Source organism: Kitasatospora sp. NPDC005748 (genome assembly GCF_040630735.1).
Lineage (GTDB): Bacteria > Actinomycetota > Actinomycetes > Streptomycetales > Streptomycetaceae > Kitasatospora.
On sequence record NZ_JBEXYD010000104.1, the window covers coordinates 1 to 15,357 of the forward strand.

Below are 15,357 nucleotides of genomic sequence, written 5' to 3' on the forward strand. Positions count from 1 at the left end.
GAACGGACACTTCCTTCGGACCGCCTTCCAGCGGGCCCTCCGGGCGCTTCGTTCTTTCGTGTTTGAAGCTTATCAGATGTTTTCCGCTCCGTTTTCCGGAGTTTCATTCATCGGATTCGCATTCCGTCGCCCCTCTCGGTGCGACTCCGGAACTGTACGGGGACCGGCCCGCCCCATGCAAATCGCCCCCGTCCGGGCATCCGGGCGGGGGCGATCGAAGAGCGGTCGGCCGGCTCGGCGCCGGCTCAACGCCTGCTCAGCGGACCTCGGTGATCTCCGGGCCGCGGGCGAACGGGTCGAGCGCGGCGCCGCCGAAGCGGTTGCTGTCGCTCTCTCCGGCAGCGGCGGCTGCCCCGCCACCGTCGGCCACCATCTGCGCGTCCTCGGGAAGCTTCAGCACGATCGGGTCGCGCGGCGCCATCGGGGTCTCGCCACGGACGACGACGGTCTGCTGGAAGACCTGCTCCAGGATCCCGGCCATCTCCGGCTGCACCGCGGCCTGGCCCGAGATCACACCGCGCAGGAACCAGCGCGGCCCGTCGCAGCCGACGAAGCGCACCAGCTGGACACCCTGCGTGCCGTCCGGCAGCTGCACGGGGACCTGGGCCCGGAGGTGCCAGCCGAGCGGGCCCTCCTCCTCCTCGATGAGGCCGCCCTGCGAGGTGATGCCGTTGGCGATCTCCTCACGGACCTCGCCCCAGATGCCCTCGGACTTGGGAGCCGCGAAGGCCTGGAGCTGGATGGCGCTGTTGCCGAGGACCAGCGTCGCGGCCACGATCGCGTCCCCGGCCACCTCGACGCGCAGTTCCATGCCCTCGACACCGGGGACCAGCAGGCCTCCGAGGTCGACCCGGCCTTCCTCCGGCTGCTCCAGCTCGGAGTGGTCCCACGGACCGTCCGGACGCGGAGCCGGCGGCAGGCCGACCCGCTCCGCCGGGTCCAGTTCGGTCACGTTCTCGCTCTCGGCGGAACCTTCGACGTCATCGGCCGGCTCGTCGGCGCTGATGGCGTCGTCGGCGAGCTGCTCGACAGCGTCCTCGCTCTTCTGGCGACGACGGAACACGGTCACTGTCCTTCCCGGTCCAAGACCGATGCGAATACCTGCTCGGCTTCCTGCGAGGCCGCGGGCAGCCTAGACCGCGGCGTGGCCGCCGGTCGACCCGAACCCGCCCTCGGCTCGTGCCGACCCGGGCAGTTCGGCCACCTCGTGGAAGCGGGCCTTCTCGACCTGCTGGATCACCAGCTGGGCGATCCGGTCCCCTCGGCGGAAGCTGACGGCTTCGCGCGGGTCCAAGTTGACGACGATCACCTTGATCTCTCCACGGTACCCGGCATCGACCGTCCCTGGGGCGTTCACCAGAGCAACTCCGCAACGAGCTGCGAGCCCGGAGCGCGGGTGGACGAACGCCGCGTAGCCGTCCGGCAGCGCGATGGCGATGCCGGTGGGCAGGACGATCCGCTCACCGGGGGCCAGTTCGGCGTCGACGGCGGTCCGCAGATCGGCGCCCGCGTCACCGGGCTGCGCGTACGCGGGCAGCGGCAGCTCGGTGTCGATTCGCCTGATCAGGACGTCTACCGGCGGACGGGGGGTGCTGCTCAAGGGTTCACCTCAAAGGCTCGGGCGCGCTTCATCAGATCAGGGTCGTCGAGGACCTTCTCGATGTCCTCGGGACGACCGTGCTTGGTGAAGTGTTCCAGCTTCACCTGGATGAAGAGTGCCTGGGCGCGGAGCGCGACCGGGCCGTCGGGCCCGCCGATCCGCGCCTCGCCGGCGCTGTAGATCTTCCGGCCGTGCACGCCGGTGATCCAGGCGCGCAGGTGTAGCACGGAGTCGACCGGCACCGGGCAGACGAAGTCGGTCTCCAGCCGGCCGGTGACGGCCGGGGCGTGCAGCAGCCAGTTCAGCGTGCCGAGCGTCTCGTCCATCGCGGTGGTCAGCAGCCCGCCGTGGGCCAGGCCGGGGCCGCCCTGGTGGGCGGAGCGGACGGCGAACTCGGCGGTGACGTCGAGGCCCTGGCCCGCCACCGCGTCGATCCGCAGCCCGCCCGGGTGCTCCGGGCCGCAGCCGAAGCAGTGCTCGTAGTGCGAGCCGAGCCGGGTGCCCGGGGCCGGGGCCTCGGGGGCGCGCGGCGGCAGGACGGCGCCCGGCGGGGGCGTGGTGGGCGAGAGCAGCAGGGGCGGCGCCGGCCGCTCGGACGGGGAGGCTGGGGCTACGGAACCGGTCACGGTTCCCAACCCTACCGACCGGTAGCCGGTCCGGGCCCGGGGGTGCCGTCCGCCGCCGGCCGTAACGGCGACCACAATGGGGGCATGTACGACGAACGCCTCACCGTGCCGCGCTCCTGGTGGTTGCTCCCGGTCGCGATCGGGCTCACGCTCGCATTGATCCTGCTGCGTCTCAGCGCGGTGGGCGCGCTGGTCGGGCTGGTGGTCGGGATCGCCGCCGGCGCCGCCGCGATCAGCAGCTACGGCTCCGCCCGGATCCGGGTGGTGCAGGGTTCCCTGGTGGCCGGCCAGGCCCGGATCCCGGTCGACGCGCTCGGCGCCGCGCAGCCGCTCAGCCCCGCCGAGGCGATGGCCTGGCGCGGCCCGAAGTCGGACCCGCGCGCTTTCATGCTGCTGCGCAGCTACGTCCCGACCGCCCTGCGCGTCGAGGTCAGCGACCCGGCCGACCCGACCCCGTACCTCTACCTGTCGACGCGCTCGCCGATGAAGCTGGCCGAGGCACTGGACGAGGCCCGGCGCGGCGCCCGCGCCTGACCCGGCTCCGTTCTCCGGGGTGGATCCGGCCCGGAGAACGGAGAGGGACGGTTCCGCGATGCGGGACCGTCCCAGATGTCTCCGTACTGCACGAGCTGCTGCCACGCCGCGCAGTGCGCGGTACCGCGCCGGTACGAATCGGCGCGGTACTGCCGGTACGCCCGCCTCGACGGCCGTCGCCGGTACTGCCGTCCGGCCCCGCTGCCCGGGGCCGGAAGGGGCGGTGTGCCGGTCTCGCGAGGTTCCGCGAGCCCGGGCCCATGGCCGCCCTGATACTCAGGCGCCGCAGTCCCGGCAGATCGGGTTGCCGTTCTTCTCGCTGTACAGCTGGCTGCGGTGGTGGACCAGGAAGCAGCTCATGCAGGTGAACTCGTCGGCCTGGCGCGGCAGCACCCGGACCGAGAGCTCCTCGTTCGAGAGGTCCGCGCCGGGGAGCTCAAGGCCCTCCGCCGCTTCGAACTCGTCGACGTCGACCGAGCTGGTGCTCTTCTCGTTCCGCCGGGCCTTGAGTTCCTCGATGCTGTCCTCGTTGAGGTCGTCATCGGTCTTGCGTGGGGTGTCGTAGTCAGTTGCCATGTTTTCGCTCTCCCCCTCCGGGTTGTGCGGTGTGTGCGGTATCTCCAGCGCACGTAACGCATGGGGGGCCGGTCTTGTGCCCGACCCGAGGCGGAGATTTTGCCTTACTTCAAGCCCTGTTACTCAATCGACACTCAGCCAGGGGTCCGTTGGAGTGATCCGATCGGGCGCGGGAGGCCTCACGCTGGGCCATCACCGACCGGCGGCCGGGCCCGCCCACCGGCCACGCTCAGTCATCAGAGGCCTTGCGAGCACTCGATCGTTCCCTTGCCCACCAGGGCTCTCGGCCGATCCGCCCGGACCGCATCGACCCCGAACCCGGTCACGGAACGCAACCGGAGTGGCCTCGACCATGATCACGCTCCGAGACCGGCCCACCCCGTGGAGCGACACGGTGTGACCTTGCTCACGTTCCGAATCTTCCGGGGCAAACCACGGAAAATCCACCCAACAGGAACGGCCGGGTCCATGGCCCGGCGCGTCCTGCGGTTCGTGTCCGGCTGCTACTGGGCGGCCTTGCGGGCGGCCCGGCGGGCCAGCAGGGCGGCCTGCCGCTCGTCGAACTTGGTCGCCTGCGCGTCCAGCCCCCCGAGGAAGACGCCGAGCTCGTCCTGGGCCTGCAGACCGACCGGACCGAGGCCGCCGACCTCCATCACCTTGAGGTGGCGCAGCACCGGCTGCAGCACGTCGTCGTGGTGGATGCGCAGGTTGTAGACGCCGCCGATGGCGATCTGGGCGGCGGCCCGCTCGAAGCCGGGGATGCCGTGGCCGGGCATCCGGAAGTCGGTGACCACGTCGGCGATCGCGCGCATGGCCTGGTCGGGGGCGATCTCCAGGGCGGCCTTCAGCAGGTTGCGGTAGAAGACCATGTGCAGGTTCTCGTCGTTGGCGATCTTCGCGAGCAGCTGGTCGCAGAGCGGGTCGCCGGCGGAGTGGCCGGTGTTGCGGTGCGAGATCCGGGTGGCCAGCTCCTGGAAGGCCACGTAGGCGACCGAGTGCAGCATGCTGTGCGAGTTGTCGGACTCGAAGCCCTCCGACATGTGGCTCATCCGGGCCCGCTCGAGCTCGTTCGGGTCCACGGCCCGGGTGGCGAGCAGGTAGTCGCGGATGGCTATGCCGTGCCGGCCCTCCTCGGCCGTCCAGCGGTGCACCCAGGTGCCCCAGGCGCCCTCGCGGCCGAACATGGTGGCGATCTCGTGGTGGTAGCTGGGGAGGTTGTCCTCGGTCAGCAGGTTGACCACCAGCGCCACCCGGCCGAGCGGGGTCACCTGCGACTGCTCCAGCGACCAGGGCTCCCCGCCCAGCACACCGTCGAAGTCGCGGCCCTGGCTCCACGGGACGAACTCGTGGGGCATCCAGTCCTTGGCGACCTTCAGGTGGCGGTTGAGCTCGGTCTCCACCACCTCTTCGAGGGCCATGATCAGCCGCGCATCGGTCCAGGCGCTGGAACCGGTCGGGGCGGTGCGCTGCACGGGGGCGATGGTCACGAGTGTTGCTCCAGGGGGACGGGCACGCGCGGGACGGGCGCGTTGGGCGGGCACGTCGGGGACACCGAAGTCGGGACGCACTTACGGTTGCGTAGGTTACGACACCGTAAGTTGCTCGGACCGGAAATGACAAGCCGCCCCCGCCAGGCCTTATGTCGTCTTGACGGGCCTGGCGGGGGCGGCGGGATCGGTCAGCGCACGGAGCGCGGGCGGGACGGGCGGCGCAGCAGGGGCGAGACGGGCCTGTGGGGGCCCTCAGGCCGCCGGGATCCGGACCCGCATGGTCAGGCCGCCGCCGGAGCGCGGGGTGGCCTCGATGGTGCCTCCGTGCGCCCGGACCACCGAGCGGACGATGGACAGGCCGAGTCCGACACCCTTGTCGCTGCGGGTGCGGTCGGCGCCCTTGACCCGGCGGAACGGCTCGAAGATGTGCTCCAGCTCGTAGCCGGGGACCACCGGGCCGGTGTTGGACACCACCAGCTCGCCGCCGCCGGGCACCTCGGCGGTGGCGATCTCGACCCAGCCGTCGGCGGAGTTGTAGCGCACGGCGTTCTGCAGCAGGTTGAGCGCGATCCGCTCCAGCAGCACGCCGTTGCCGGAGACCACGGCCGGGTTCAGGGTGGCGCGCAGCTCGACCTCGCGCCGGTCGGCCTCGGCGCGGGTCTGCACCAGGGCGCGGGTGGCGACCTCGGAGAGCTCCACCGGCCGGCGGTCGGTGAGCTCGTTGTCGCTGCGGGCGAGCAGCAGCAGGCCCTCCACCAGTTGCTCGCTGCGCTCGTTGGTGGCCAGCAGGGTCTTGCCGAGCTGCTGGAGGTCGGCCGAGGCGGCCGGGTCGGAGAGCTGGACCTCCAGCAGGGTCCGGTTGATCGCCAGCGGGGTGCGCAGCTCGTGCGAGGCGTTGGCGACGAAGCGGCGCTGGGAGTCGAAGGAGCGGTCCAGCCGGTCGAGCATGTCGTCGAAGGTGTCGGCGAGCTCCTTGAGCTCGTCGTCCGGCCCGTCGAGCTCGATCCGCCGGTGCAGGTCGGACGAGGCCACCTCGCGCGCGGTGCGGGTGATCCGCCCGAGCGGGCGCAGCACCCGGCCGGCCATCGCGTAGCCGGCGGCGAAGGCGATCACGGCGAGGCAGACCAGCACCGTGAGGGCCTTGCGCAGCAGCGTGTTGAGGGCCGCGTTGGAGGCGACCTCGTGCCGGCTGGCGAGGTACTGGTTGAACTGCTCGCTGCTCATCGGCACGCCGTTGACGGTGATGTCCTTGCCGAACAGGAAGGGCGGCGGCTGGACGTCGTGCAGGGCCTGCCGGACGAAGAAGTACATCAGCAGCAGCAGGACGACGCCGGCCATCAGGAACATGCCGCCGTAGAGCAGGGTGAGGCGGATCCGGATGGTCGGGCGGAACGGCAGCCAGGCGAGCATCCCGTCGCCGGGCACGTAGGTGTCGCGCGACGCGTGGTGGAGCAGGGGCGCCCGCGGGGCGTGCGCGGGCTTCGGCGGCACGGGCCCGGGCGGTACGGCGCGCGGGCCGCCGGCGGGCGCGCCGGAGGGCCCGCCGGCCGGGGGCGGGGTGGTCATGATCGTCCTCTCGGGGCGTCCGCCGGGGCGGTCGCGTGGTGGGGGTGGGGCCCGCGGGTGTCCGGCCGGAGCCGGTCAGATCCGGTAGCCGGAGCCCGGCACGGTGACGATCACCGGCGGGTCGCCGAGCTTGCGGCGCAGCGTCATCACGGTGACGCGCACGACGTTGGTGAACGGGTCGGTGTGCTCGTCCCAGGCCTTCTCCAGGAGCTGCTCGGCGGAGACCACGGCGCCGCCGGCCCGCATCAGCACCTCCAGGACGGCGAACTCCTTGGGAGCGAGCTGGACGGGCCGCCCGTCGCGGATCACCTCGCGGCGGCCGGGGTCGACGGAGATGCCGGCGCGCTCCAGCACCGGCGGCAGCGGGACGGTCGCGCGGCGGCCCAGCGCCCTTACGCGGGCGACGAGTTCACTGAAGGCGAAGGGCTTGGGGAGGTAGTCGTCCGCACCGATCTCCAGACCCTCGACCCGGTCGCTGATGTCGCCGGAGGCGGTCAGCATGATCACCCGGGTGGCCAGGCCCTGGTCGACCACGCTGCGGCAGACGTCGTCGCCGTGGACCAGTGGCAGGTCCCGGTCGAGCACCACCACGTCGTAGTCGTTGACCGCGATGCGCTGGAGCGCGGCCTCCCCGTCGTACACCACGTCGACGGCCATCGCCTCGCGGCGCAAGCCGGTGGCGACGGCCTCGGCGAGCAGCTGCTCGTCCTCGACGACGAGAACCCGCACGGTCGTTGTCCCTTCTCCAGGCCGGCCCCGGAAGCGGACGCGCGGCTCCGACGGTCCCTCCATCCTGCCTGGTCGTGCGGTAAAGCAGCGATAAGCTGCCCCGGAGGCAGGAGCGCCCGGGGGGCGCGACCGCCGCCGCGACGACGGCCTCCGTCCCGGTTCGTGCCGGGAACACTCCGCTTGGACTGTGACACGGGCAACTTTCTCGCCCGGGGAGGTTTCCCCGACCAGGGGCTGGGGAGGACAGCTGCACACCCGCGATCCGGCTGACGGCCGATCGCACCCACCCGCCGTGCGTTCATCCGCGCCGGCCCTGGGGCTGGGGCGTCACCGGGAGCGGCCGAGGGGCCGTCTCCGCGCCCGACCGGAGATCACGACCTACCGGATCGGACGCTTCCGCTGGCTACCACGATCCTGGGGCGGGGGACGCACGAACGTGCACGTCCGACACAGTAAGGGGGCCCGTATGGACGCCTTCACCGCCGGAATCCTGCAGCGCATAGCCAGCGCCGAGCAGGACCTGCACCGCGCGATCGAGGCCGGGGACGAGTTCCTCGCCGAGGTGGAGCAGTCCGAGCTGGACGACCTCCGCCGACTCGCCGCCGAACACGGCGTCGACACGGTGCTGGAGCGCCACCGCAGCGCTGCCTGACCGACCTGCCGACCCGACGCCGGACTCCCGGCACCAGCGGCCCTGTGGGGGCCGTGCGAAACCTCAGGCCCTGGCATTCCCCGTATGCCAGGGCTCTTCGCTGCCCGGACACCGGCCGGGGGGCCGGGTTCCGCACCACCGCGGAACCCGGCCCCCCGGCCGGGGCGGGTCAGTCAGTCGGCCCAGGCGCGCAGCCGCGCCAGCCGCTCCTGGAGCGGCTCGTAGACCCCGGGCGCGGCCGCGACGGTCAGCTCGCCGTCCGGCCCCTCGCCGGGGCGGCCGCCGACCAGGGCGCCGGCCTCGGTGGCGATCAGACAGCCGGCCGCGCGGTCCCAGGGGGCCAGTCCGCGCTCGTAGTAGCCGTCCAGGCGCCCGGCCGCGACGTCGCACAGGTCCACGGCGGCGGCGCCGCCGCGCCGGATGTCACGGACTTCCGGCATCAGCGCGAGCAGCACCTCGGCCTGCCGGACGCGCACCGCCTGCACGTAGTTGAAGCCGGTGCCGATCAGCGCCTGCCCCCACGGCGGGGCCGGGCGGGCCGACACCGGCCGGCCGTCCAGCCGGGCGCCCCGGCCCAGCACCGCCTCGAAGAGCTCCCCGCGCGCGGGGGCGTAGACCACGCCGACGACCGCCCGGCCGTCCAGCTCGGCGGCCACGCTGACGGCCCAGGAGGGCAGCCCGTAGAGGTAGTTGACGGTGCCGTCGAGCGGGTCGACGACCCACCGGACCCCGCTGGTGCCGGGCCGCTCGGACCCCTCCTCTCCGAGGTAGCCGTCGTCCGGGCGGCGGGCGGCGATCAGCTCCACGAGGAGCTTCTCGGAGGCGAGGTCCATCTCGGTCACCACGTCGACCGGGCTGCTCTTGGTGCCCGCGACCCCCAGGTCGGCGGGCCGGCTGTCGCGCAGCAGGGCGCCGGCCCGGCGGGCGGCGTCCAGGGCGACGTCGAGCAGTTCGTCCAGCAGGGCGGCGGGCGGGGCGGCGGGTCCGGGGCTGGGCACGGGGTCTCCTCGGTGCGGGGTCAGCGCTCGGCGGCGGCCGGGCGGGGGGCGCGCGGGTTCGGGCAGCAGGCCACCGCGCACACGTCGTGGCTGGGGCCGAGCGCGCCGAGGGCGAAGCGGGTCACGGGCGCGCCGCGTTCGGTGGCGGCCCGCTCCAGGACCAGTTCCCGCACGGCGGCGGTGAACCGGGGGTCGGCACCGACGGTGGCCGCCCGGGCGACCGGCAGGCCGAGCTCGGCGGCCTTCGCCACCGCCTCGGTGTCCAGGTCGTACTTGACCTCCATGTGGTCGGAGACGAAGCCGATCGGGACCATCACGACGGCGGGCGCGCCCTGCGCGTGCTGCGCCTCCAGGTGGTCGCAGATGTCGGGCTCCAGCCACGGGGTCTGCGGGGCGCCGCTGCGGCTCTGGAAGACCAGCTCCCAGGGGCGGTCGGCGACCCCGGTCCGCTCGGCGACGGCCGCCGCGATCAGCCCGGCGACGTCCAGGTGCTGGGCGACGTACGCGCCGCCCGGCCGGCCCCGGGCCGGGTCGTCCGGTGCGCCGGAGGTCTGCGCCATGGTGTCGGGGACGGAGTGCGTGGTGAACGCCAGCCGGGCACCGGCCCGCACCGCCTCGGGCAGCCGCGCCAGCGCGGCCAGCGTGGCGTCGATCATCGGCTCGACGAAGCCGGGGTGGTTGTAGAAGTGCCGGAGCTTGTCGACCCGGAGTCCGGACAGCCCCTCCTCGGCGAGCCGGGCCAGCGCGTCGGCGAGGTTCTCCCGGTACTGGCGGCAGCCGGAGTAGCCGGCGTAGGCGCTGGTGGCGAGGACGGCGACACGGCGGTGCCCGTCGGCGGCGAGCTCGCGCAGGGTGTCGGTCAGGTAGGGCGCCCAGTTGCGGTTGCCCCAGTAGACCGGAAGGTCCAGCCCGTGCTCGGCGAAGTCCTTGCGCAGCGCGGCGAGCAGCTCGCGGTTCTGCTCGTTGATCGGGCTCACGCCGCCGAACATGAAGTAGTGCTTGCCCACCTCCTTGAGCCGCTCCTTGGGGATGCCGCGTCCCCTGGTGACGTTCTCCAGGAAGGGGACGACGTCCTCGGGGGCCTCGGGCCCGCCGAAGGAGAGCAGTAGCAGGGCGTCGTAGGGAGCGGCCCCGGTGGGTGAGGGATTGCGCACGTCGGACATGGGACCGATCCTGCCATTGAGGGGCCGGACCGCGACGCCGGGATCGCACCGGTGTCCGGAAAATACGGTTTGCCAAGGTACGTAAGCTGTGTAGTCCAGCCTCGTTCCTTACTCCTGCGGAGCTCCCGTGCTGTCCAGCTACCGCCAGATATTCGCCGCCCCCGGCACTCTGGCCTTTTCCACCACCGGCTTCGTCTCCCGGCTCCCGATCTCGATGACCGGCATCGGCATCGTGACCATGCTCTCCCAGCTGAGAGGCTCCTACGGGGTGGCGGGCCTGGTCTCGGCGACGCTGGCGGTGTCCGCGGCCGTGCTCGGGCCGCAGGTCTCCCGGCTGGTGGACCGCCACGGACAGCGCCGGATCGTCCTGCCGGCCACCGCGGTCACCGTGCTGGCCGCCGTCGGCCTGCTGCTCTGCGCCCGGCTGGAGGCACCGGACTGGACGCTGTTCCTCTTCGCCGCGGGGATGGGCGTGATGCCGAGCACCGGCGCGATGGTCCGCGCCCGCTGGGCCCACCTCTACCGGGACGAGGCGCCCAAGCTGCACACCGCGTACTCCTTCGAGGCCGTGGTCGACGAGATCTGTTTCATCGTCGGCCCGATCCTCTCGATCGGCCTGGCCACCGCCGTCTTCCCGGAGGCCGGGGTCCTGCTCGCCGGGCTCTTCCTCATGGTCGGCGTGGTGCTGTTCGCCGGGCAGCGCTCCACCGAGCCCCCGGTCCACCCGGCCGCCCGGCACGCCGGCAGCTCGGTGATCCGCAACCGCGGCCTCCAGGTGCTGATCCTGACCTTCGTCGCGACCGGGGCGATCTTCGGCTCGGTCGAGGTCGTCACCGTCGCCTTCTCCGAGGCCCAGGGCCACAAGTCCGTCGCCAGCGTGATCCTGGCCCTGTGGGCGTTCGGCTCCTGCCTGGCCGGCGTGGTGTTCGGCACCCTACGGCTCAAGGGCTCGATGGCCGCCCGGTTCTTCGGCGGCGTCCTGTTCATGGCCGTCAGCATGGTGCCGCTGCTGCTGGCCGCCGAGTCCGTGCGGGGCGTGGGCGGACTGATCGCGGTCGGCGCCGCCCTGCTGGTCGCCGGCATCGCCATCTCCCCCACCCTGATCACCGCGATGGCCCTGGTCGAACGGCTCGTCCCGGCCTCCCAGCTCACCGAGGGCATGACCTGGACCACCACCGGGCTCGCCCTCGGCGTCGCCCTCGGCTCCTCGGCCGGCGGCTGGGTGGTGGACGCCTCCGGCGCCGCCGCCGGATACTGGGTGCCGGTGACCGCCGGGGTGTTCGGCGTACTGACCGCCCTGGTCGGCCTGCGGCGCCTCGGAACGGGTCTGGCCGCCGCCTCGGCCGGGCAGCCGGCCGCCGAGACCGTAGACCTCGAACGGTGAACTGACTACTCTCCTGCCTACTCGCGGGTCCTACCCGCGGGTAGGGACACCCGGGGCGGCCCCCACCGCCCGGGAGCGCGCCGACACCGTTCGGCCACGGAGCAGGAGGCACCGCATGCCCCAGGCCAGTACCGCACCCCGCACCCGCTGGACCAACTGGGCCGGGAACCAGAGCGCGCACCCCGCCAAGGTGGTCACGCCCGGCACGGCGGAGGAACTGGCCAAGGAGATCACCCGGGCCGCGGACCAGGGGCAGGGCGTCAAGGCGGTCGGCTCCGGCCACTCCTTCACCGCGATCGCCTCGGCCGAGGGCGGCGTCCTGGTCCGCCCCTACGCGATGACCGCCGTCCGCGCCATCGACCGCGAGGCCGGGACCGTCACCGTCGAGGCCGGCCTGCCGCTCGCCCGGCTCAACCGCGTGCTGGCCGCGGCAGGGCTCTCGCTCACCAACATGGGTGACATCGAGGTGCAGACGGTGGCCGGCGCGACCAGCACCGGCACCCACGGCACCGGCCGGGACTCCGGCTCGCTCGCCGCCCAGATCCGCGCCCTGGAGATCGTCCTCGCCGACGGCAGCGTCCGGCACTGCTCGCCCACCGAGGACCCGCGCCTCTTCCACGGCGCCCGGCTCGGCCTCGGCGCCCTCGGCGTGATCACCGCGGTGACCCTCGCCGTCGAACCGGCCTTCCTGCTCACTGCCCACGAGCAGCCGATGCGCTTCGACGAGGTGCTCGACCGGCTCGACGACCTCACCGCGGTGAACGAGCACTTCGAGTTCTACTGGTTCCCGCACACCGACCGCTGCTCCACCAAGCGCAACAACCGCAGCCAGGGTCCGGCCGCCCCGCTGCCCCGCTTCAAGAGCTGGCTGGAGGACGACTTCCTCTCCAACACGGTCTGGGAGGGCGCCTGCCGGGTCGGCCGGCGCTTCCCCCGCAGCGTCCCGACGATCGCCTCGCTGGCCAGCCGTGCCTGGTCGGACCGCAGCTACACCGACACCGCCCACAAGGTGTTCACCAGCCCGCGCAAGGTTCGCTTCACCGAGATGGAGTACGCGGTGCCGCGCGAGGAGCTGGCCGGGGTGCTGCGCGAGCTCAAGGCCATGATCGAGCGCTCCGACTGGCGGATCAGCTTCCCCGTCGAGGTCCGGTTCGCCCCCGCCGACGACCTCTGGCTCTCCACGGCGAGCGGCCGGGACACCGCCTACATCGCCGTCCACCTCTACCGGGGCACCGCTGAGCAGGGCTACTTCACCGAGGTGGAGAAGCTGATGACCGCCCACCGGGGCCGGCCGCACTGGGGCAAGCTGCACACCCGCGACGCCGGCTACCTCGCCGAGGTCTACCCGCACTTCGCCGACTTCACCGCGCTGCGCGACGAGGTCGACCCGCGGCGGGTCTTCGGCAACGACTACCTGCGGCGGGTCCTGGGCGCCTGACCGCCCTCAGCCGGCGGCCGGCCCGGTCGGCGCGCCGCTCGGGGCGGGCGGGGCCGGGGTCGCCGACCCGGCCGGCTTCGACGCGCTCCCGGTCGGCGCGGACGACCCGTTGGACGGACCTCCGGACGGACTGGCGGACGGGCTGGCGGACGGACCGGCGGACGGACCGGCGGAGGGCGACCCGGACGGCGTCCCGCTCGGACCCGCCGAGGGCGAGGCCGTACCGCCGCTCCCCGCACTCGGGCTGCCGCCAGGGGCCGCCGGCTCCGAGGCCGCACCACCACTCCCGGCCGACGGCGAGGGCGAAGCACCGCCGGTGCCCCGCGACGGCCCGCCCGACGGCCCGCCCGAGTGATCGCCCGCCGGCGGGTCGGCCGGCTTGGGGGCGACCGTGCCGCCCAGTGAGGTGCCGCTGCCCGACTCCCCCTTCACCGTCGCCGAGACCGGCTGCCCGGTCGCCAGCTCGAAGGCGAGTATCGGCATCATCGCCAGCACGAAGACCAACGCGGACACCGCCCCGTACGACTTCCAGGTCCAGCGCCGGCGCGCCCGCACCACCCGGGGTTCGTTCCACGCCGGGGAGATCACCGGCGCCCGCGTGTCGGAATCCGGCACCTGGCGCAGCCCGTTCACCACCGGCCCCGGGCCGGTGCGGTCCACCGCCCCGCGCAGTTGCTCACCGGTGCGCCGGAAGAGGTGCTGGAACACCGCACCACCGGTGGTCGCGCCGACGCTGACCACGGCCGCGCCCAGAATGGTTCCGTAGACGCCGAGTTCGGAGGCGAGCAGGGCGCCCACCACGGTGGCCAGCGCACTCGCCGCGACCTGAGCCACACTCAGGTCAATTCGCCTGCGACCTTCCTTGCCGCCCTCCTCGGCGGGCTTCTGCTCCGACATCGACATCCCTCGGTCAGTACGACTGGTCTTCGAACAAGTCACTCCATCTTGCCCAAAGAAGGACACAAGGGTCGAAAATGCGGTTCTGTGCGGGGGATATATGTGAAGATGATCACCGTGCATCGGTCGGCCGTCGGCCATTGGGGGTGCGCGCTCTTGAGATTCCCGTGAATCGCGGGAGACTTGAGCGGCGAGCCGCCCCTTTGGATGCCACGAATGGAGTACTGTTCGTAAAGCCTGAGCCTTGGGTCGACTTGTCGACTGCCTATCAACCGGCAGATTGACGAAGAGCCACGGAACAGGCACGCACGGCGACGCCCGTCCCGGATCGTCGCGTCACTGCGCGTGCGAGGACGGCCGGGACACCCAGGCGCGACGTCGACGGATGACGTGGCAAAAAGGCAACCGTGCCACAGCGGTGTGACCGGGCGTAAGCCCGACACGCCGGGGAACTCAGCAAGGTTGTGGCCAGTCGCGAGCGGGCAGGCCACACTCAGTACGGGAGCAGCGACGCAGGTGACGTCGGCAGGCACCACCCGGGAGGTAACCGTGCCCGAACTGCGGGTTGTGGCCGTCAGCAACGACGGCACACGGCTGGTGCTCAAGGCCGCCGACAGCACGGAGTACACCCTCCCCATCGACGAGCGGCTGCGCGCCGCCATCCGTGGTGACCGTCCACGCCTCGGCCAGATCGAGATCGAGGTCGAGAGCCACCTCCGCCCCAGGGACATCCAGGCGCGGATACGAGCCGGTGCCTCCGCCGAGGAGGTCGCGCAGGCGGCCGGCATCTCCGTGGACCGGGTCCGCCGCTTCGAAGGGCCGGTGCTCGCGGAGCGCGCCTTCATGGCCGAGCGGGCCCGCAAGACCGCGATCCGCCGCCACGGCGAGTCCTCCGGCCCCCAGTTGGGCGAGGCCGTCGCCGAGCGGCTCGCGCTGCGCGGCGCCGAGAAGGACACCGAGCGCTGGGACTCCTGGCGGCGCGACGACGGCACGTGGGAGGTCATCCTCTACTACCGGGCCGACGGCGAGGGCCGCAGCGCGTCCTGGACGTACGACCCGCCGCGGCGCCTGGTCCAGCCGAACGACGACGAGGCCCGCGCGCTGATCGGCGAGAACGTCGAGCGCGAGGAGGAGTCGGTCTTCCCGTTCATCCCGCGGATCGCCCGGCTCCCCCAGGAGCGGCCGCCCCGCCCGATGATCGACCGGCCCTCGGCTGACCGGATCATGTCCTCCCGCGAGGTGCGGGAGTCCCGGGAGGCCACCGCCGAGTCCCGTGACTCGCTGACCAGCCTGCTCGACGTGGTCCCCGCCTTCCGGGGCGACCTCGCGGTCGGCCCCGCCCCGATCGAACCGGTGCCGCCCGTCGAGGTCGCCGAGGAGACCGAGGAGCCCGCCGCCGCGGCCGCACCCGCGGTCGGTGCGGGCTCGGCGTACGCCGACATCCTGATGCCGCGTGCGGTCGCCCCGCACCGGGAGCGGCTGGTGGGCACCACGGACCGGCAGGCCGAGGCGGACGGTGTCCGGCCCGGGCGCCGGGCCACCGTGCCGAGCTGGGACGAGATCGTCTTCGGCAGCCGGCGCAAGAAGCAGGAGTAGGCAGACGTGGAACGAGGGGTGGCGGGCCGGTCGGCCCGCCATGAGCTCCTGGCCCTTCTGGTCCAGCCGCGGGATCGAGTCCAGCAGGCCCCGGGTGTACGGGTGGGC

15 protein-coding genes are annotated in these 15,357 nt (G+C 72.9%); 5 read left to right on the forward strand and 10 right to left on the reverse strand.

The genetic code is table 11. The features are described from left to right. Positions 1 to 256 precede the first annotated feature (256 nt). The 3 genes from ABZ495_RS35625 to ABZ495_RS35635 form a co-directional block, all read right to left on the reverse strand. Positions 257 to 1,063: a DUF3710 domain-containing protein gene (locus ABZ495_RS35625; RefSeq protein WP_329489901.1), complete on the reverse strand. Its 807-nt coding sequence runs from the start codon at positions 1,061 to 1,063 to the stop codon at positions 257 to 259. A gap of 69 nt (positions 1,064 to 1,132) precedes the next feature. After that, positions 1,133 to 1,600, reverse strand: a complete 468-nt coding sequence (gene dut / locus ABZ495_RS35630) for a dUTP diphosphatase (RefSeq protein ID WP_329489900.1) — start codon at positions 1,598 to 1,600, stop codon at positions 1,133 to 1,135. Further along, positions 1,597 to 2,175: a PaaI family thioesterase gene (locus ABZ495_RS35635; protein ID WP_359840088.1), complete on the reverse strand. Its 579-nt coding sequence runs from the start codon at positions 2,173 to 2,175 to the stop codon at positions 1,597 to 1,599. The genes dut and ABZ495_RS35635 overlap by 4 nt, the downstream gene beginning before the upstream one ends. Before the next feature lie 135 nt (positions 2,176 to 2,310). On the opposite strand from ABZ495_RS35635, the gene ABZ495_RS35640 reads away from it, so the two are divergent. Next, positions 2,311 to 2,760: a DUF3093 domain-containing protein gene (locus ABZ495_RS35640; RefSeq protein WP_359811923.1), complete on the forward strand. Its 450-nt coding sequence runs from the start codon at positions 2,311 to 2,313 to the stop codon at positions 2,758 to 2,760. A 276-nt stretch (positions 2,761 to 3,036) separates the two neighbouring features. On the opposite strand, the gene ABZ495_RS35645 is transcribed toward ABZ495_RS35640, so the two are convergent. The 4 genes from ABZ495_RS35645 to ABZ495_RS35660 form a co-directional block, all read right to left on the reverse strand. Further along, entirely contained in the window at positions 3,037 to 3,336 is a 300-nt protein-coding gene (locus ABZ495_RS35645) for a DUF4193 domain-containing protein (protein WP_073924890.1), read from the reverse strand. A 503-nt stretch (positions 3,337 to 3,839) separates the two neighbouring features. Then, complete coding sequence (locus tag ABZ495_RS35650) at positions 3,840 to 4,823, reverse strand: acyl-ACP desaturase (RefSeq protein ID WP_359840078.1); 984 nt, start codon at positions 4,821 to 4,823, stop codon at positions 3,840 to 3,842. 255 nt (positions 4,824 to 5,078) lie between these two features. Further along, a complete protein-coding gene (locus ABZ495_RS35655) occupies positions 5,079 to 6,236 on the reverse strand; it encodes a HAMP domain-containing sensor histidine kinase (protein WP_329492273.1) in 1,158 nt (385 codons plus the stop codon). Between the two features lie 231 nt (positions 6,237 to 6,467). Continuing rightward, positions 6,468 to 7,121: a response regulator transcription factor gene (locus tag ABZ495_RS35660; RefSeq protein ID WP_329489897.1), complete on the reverse strand. Its 654-nt coding sequence runs from the start codon at positions 7,119 to 7,121 to the stop codon at positions 6,468 to 6,470. Positions 7,122 to 7,587: 466 nt separating this feature from the next. On the opposite strand from ABZ495_RS35660, the gene ABZ495_RS35665 reads away from it, so the two are divergent. Then, the gene (locus ABZ495_RS35665; protein ID WP_352294190.1) at positions 7,588 to 7,773 is read left to right on the forward strand and encodes a hypothetical protein; all 186 of its coding nucleotides are present in this window, start codon (positions 7,588 to 7,590) and stop codon (positions 7,771 to 7,773) included. Between the two features lie 173 nt (positions 7,774 to 7,946). On the opposite strand, the gene ABZ495_RS35670 is transcribed toward ABZ495_RS35665, so the two are convergent. Together ABZ495_RS35670 and ABZ495_RS35675 are read right to left on the reverse strand one after the other, a co-directional pair. Beyond that, positions 7,947 to 8,771: an inositol monophosphatase family protein gene (locus ABZ495_RS35670; RefSeq protein WP_359811928.1), complete on the reverse strand. Its 825-nt coding sequence runs from the start codon at positions 8,769 to 8,771 to the stop codon at positions 7,947 to 7,949. Positions 8,772 to 8,791: 20 nt separating this feature from the next. Beyond that, positions 8,792 to 9,934 carry a ferrochelatase gene (locus ABZ495_RS35675; RefSeq protein WP_359840080.1) on the reverse strand — a complete coding sequence of 381 codons (1,143 nt, stop codon included), beginning with the start codon at positions 9,932 to 9,934 and terminating at the stop codon, positions 8,792 to 8,794. A 127-nt stretch (positions 9,935 to 10,061) separates the two neighbouring features. Between ABZ495_RS35675 and ABZ495_RS35680 the strand changes: the two genes are divergently transcribed. Further along, the gene (locus tag ABZ495_RS35680; RefSeq protein WP_359840082.1) at positions 10,062 to 11,318 is read left to right on the forward strand and encodes an MFS transporter; all 1,257 of its coding nucleotides are present in this window, start codon (positions 10,062 to 10,064) and stop codon (positions 11,316 to 11,318) included. 115 nt (positions 11,319 to 11,433) lie between these two features. Beyond that, positions 11,434 to 12,756 (forward strand): D-arabinono-1,4-lactone oxidase, encoded by a 1,323-nt coding sequence (locus tag ABZ495_RS35685; protein ID WP_359840084.1) that lies wholly within the window; start codon positions 11,434 to 11,436, stop codon positions 12,754 to 12,756. Between the two features lie 6 nt (positions 12,757 to 12,762). On the opposite strand, the gene ABZ495_RS35690 is transcribed toward ABZ495_RS35685, so the two are convergent. Further along, on the reverse strand, positions 12,763 to 13,653 hold the full coding sequence (locus tag ABZ495_RS35690; protein WP_359840086.1) for a hypothetical protein: 891 nt from the start codon (positions 13,651 to 13,653) through the stop codon (positions 12,763 to 12,765). Positions 13,654 to 14,169: 516 nt separating this feature from the next. Between ABZ495_RS35690 and sepH the strand changes: the two genes are divergently transcribed. Next, the gene (gene sepH, locus ABZ495_RS35695) at positions 14,170 to 15,249 is read left to right on the forward strand and encodes a septation protein SepH (RefSeq protein ID WP_352294203.1); all 1,080 of its coding nucleotides are present in this window, start codon (positions 14,170 to 14,172) and stop codon (positions 15,247 to 15,249) included. The last annotated feature ends 108 nt before the right edge of the window (positions 15,250 to 15,357 follow it).

Excerpts from the sequence above, each read along its gene's own strand:
- ABZ495_RS35640 (WP_359811923.1), top strand. The coding sequence starts at position 2,311 with ATGTACGACGAACGCCTCACCGTGCCGCGCTCCTGGTGGTTGCTCCCG.
- ABZ495_RS35645 (WP_073924890.1), bottom strand. The coding sequence starts at position 3,336 with ATGGCAACTGACTACGACACCCCACGCAAGACCGATGACGACCTCAAC.
- ABZ495_RS35655 (WP_329492273.1), bottom strand. The coding sequence starts at position 6,236 with ATGCTCGCCTGGCTGCCGTTCCGCCCGACCATCCGGATCCGCCTCACC.
- ABZ495_RS35665 (WP_352294190.1), top strand. The coding sequence starts at position 7,588 with ATGGACGCCTTCACCGCCGGAATCCTGCAGCGCATAGCCAGCGCCGAG.
- ABZ495_RS35675 (WP_359840080.1), bottom strand. The coding sequence starts at position 9,934 with ATGTCCGACGTGCGCAATCCCTCACCCACCGGGGCCGCTCCCTACGAC.
- ABZ495_RS35685 (WP_359840084.1), top strand. The coding sequence starts at position 11,434 with ATGCCCCAGGCCAGTACCGCACCCCGCACCCGCTGGACCAACTGGGCC.
- ABZ495_RS35690 (WP_359840086.1), bottom strand. The coding sequence starts at position 13,653 with ATGTCGGAGCAGAAGCCCGCCGAGGAGGGCGGCAAGGAAGGTCGCAGG.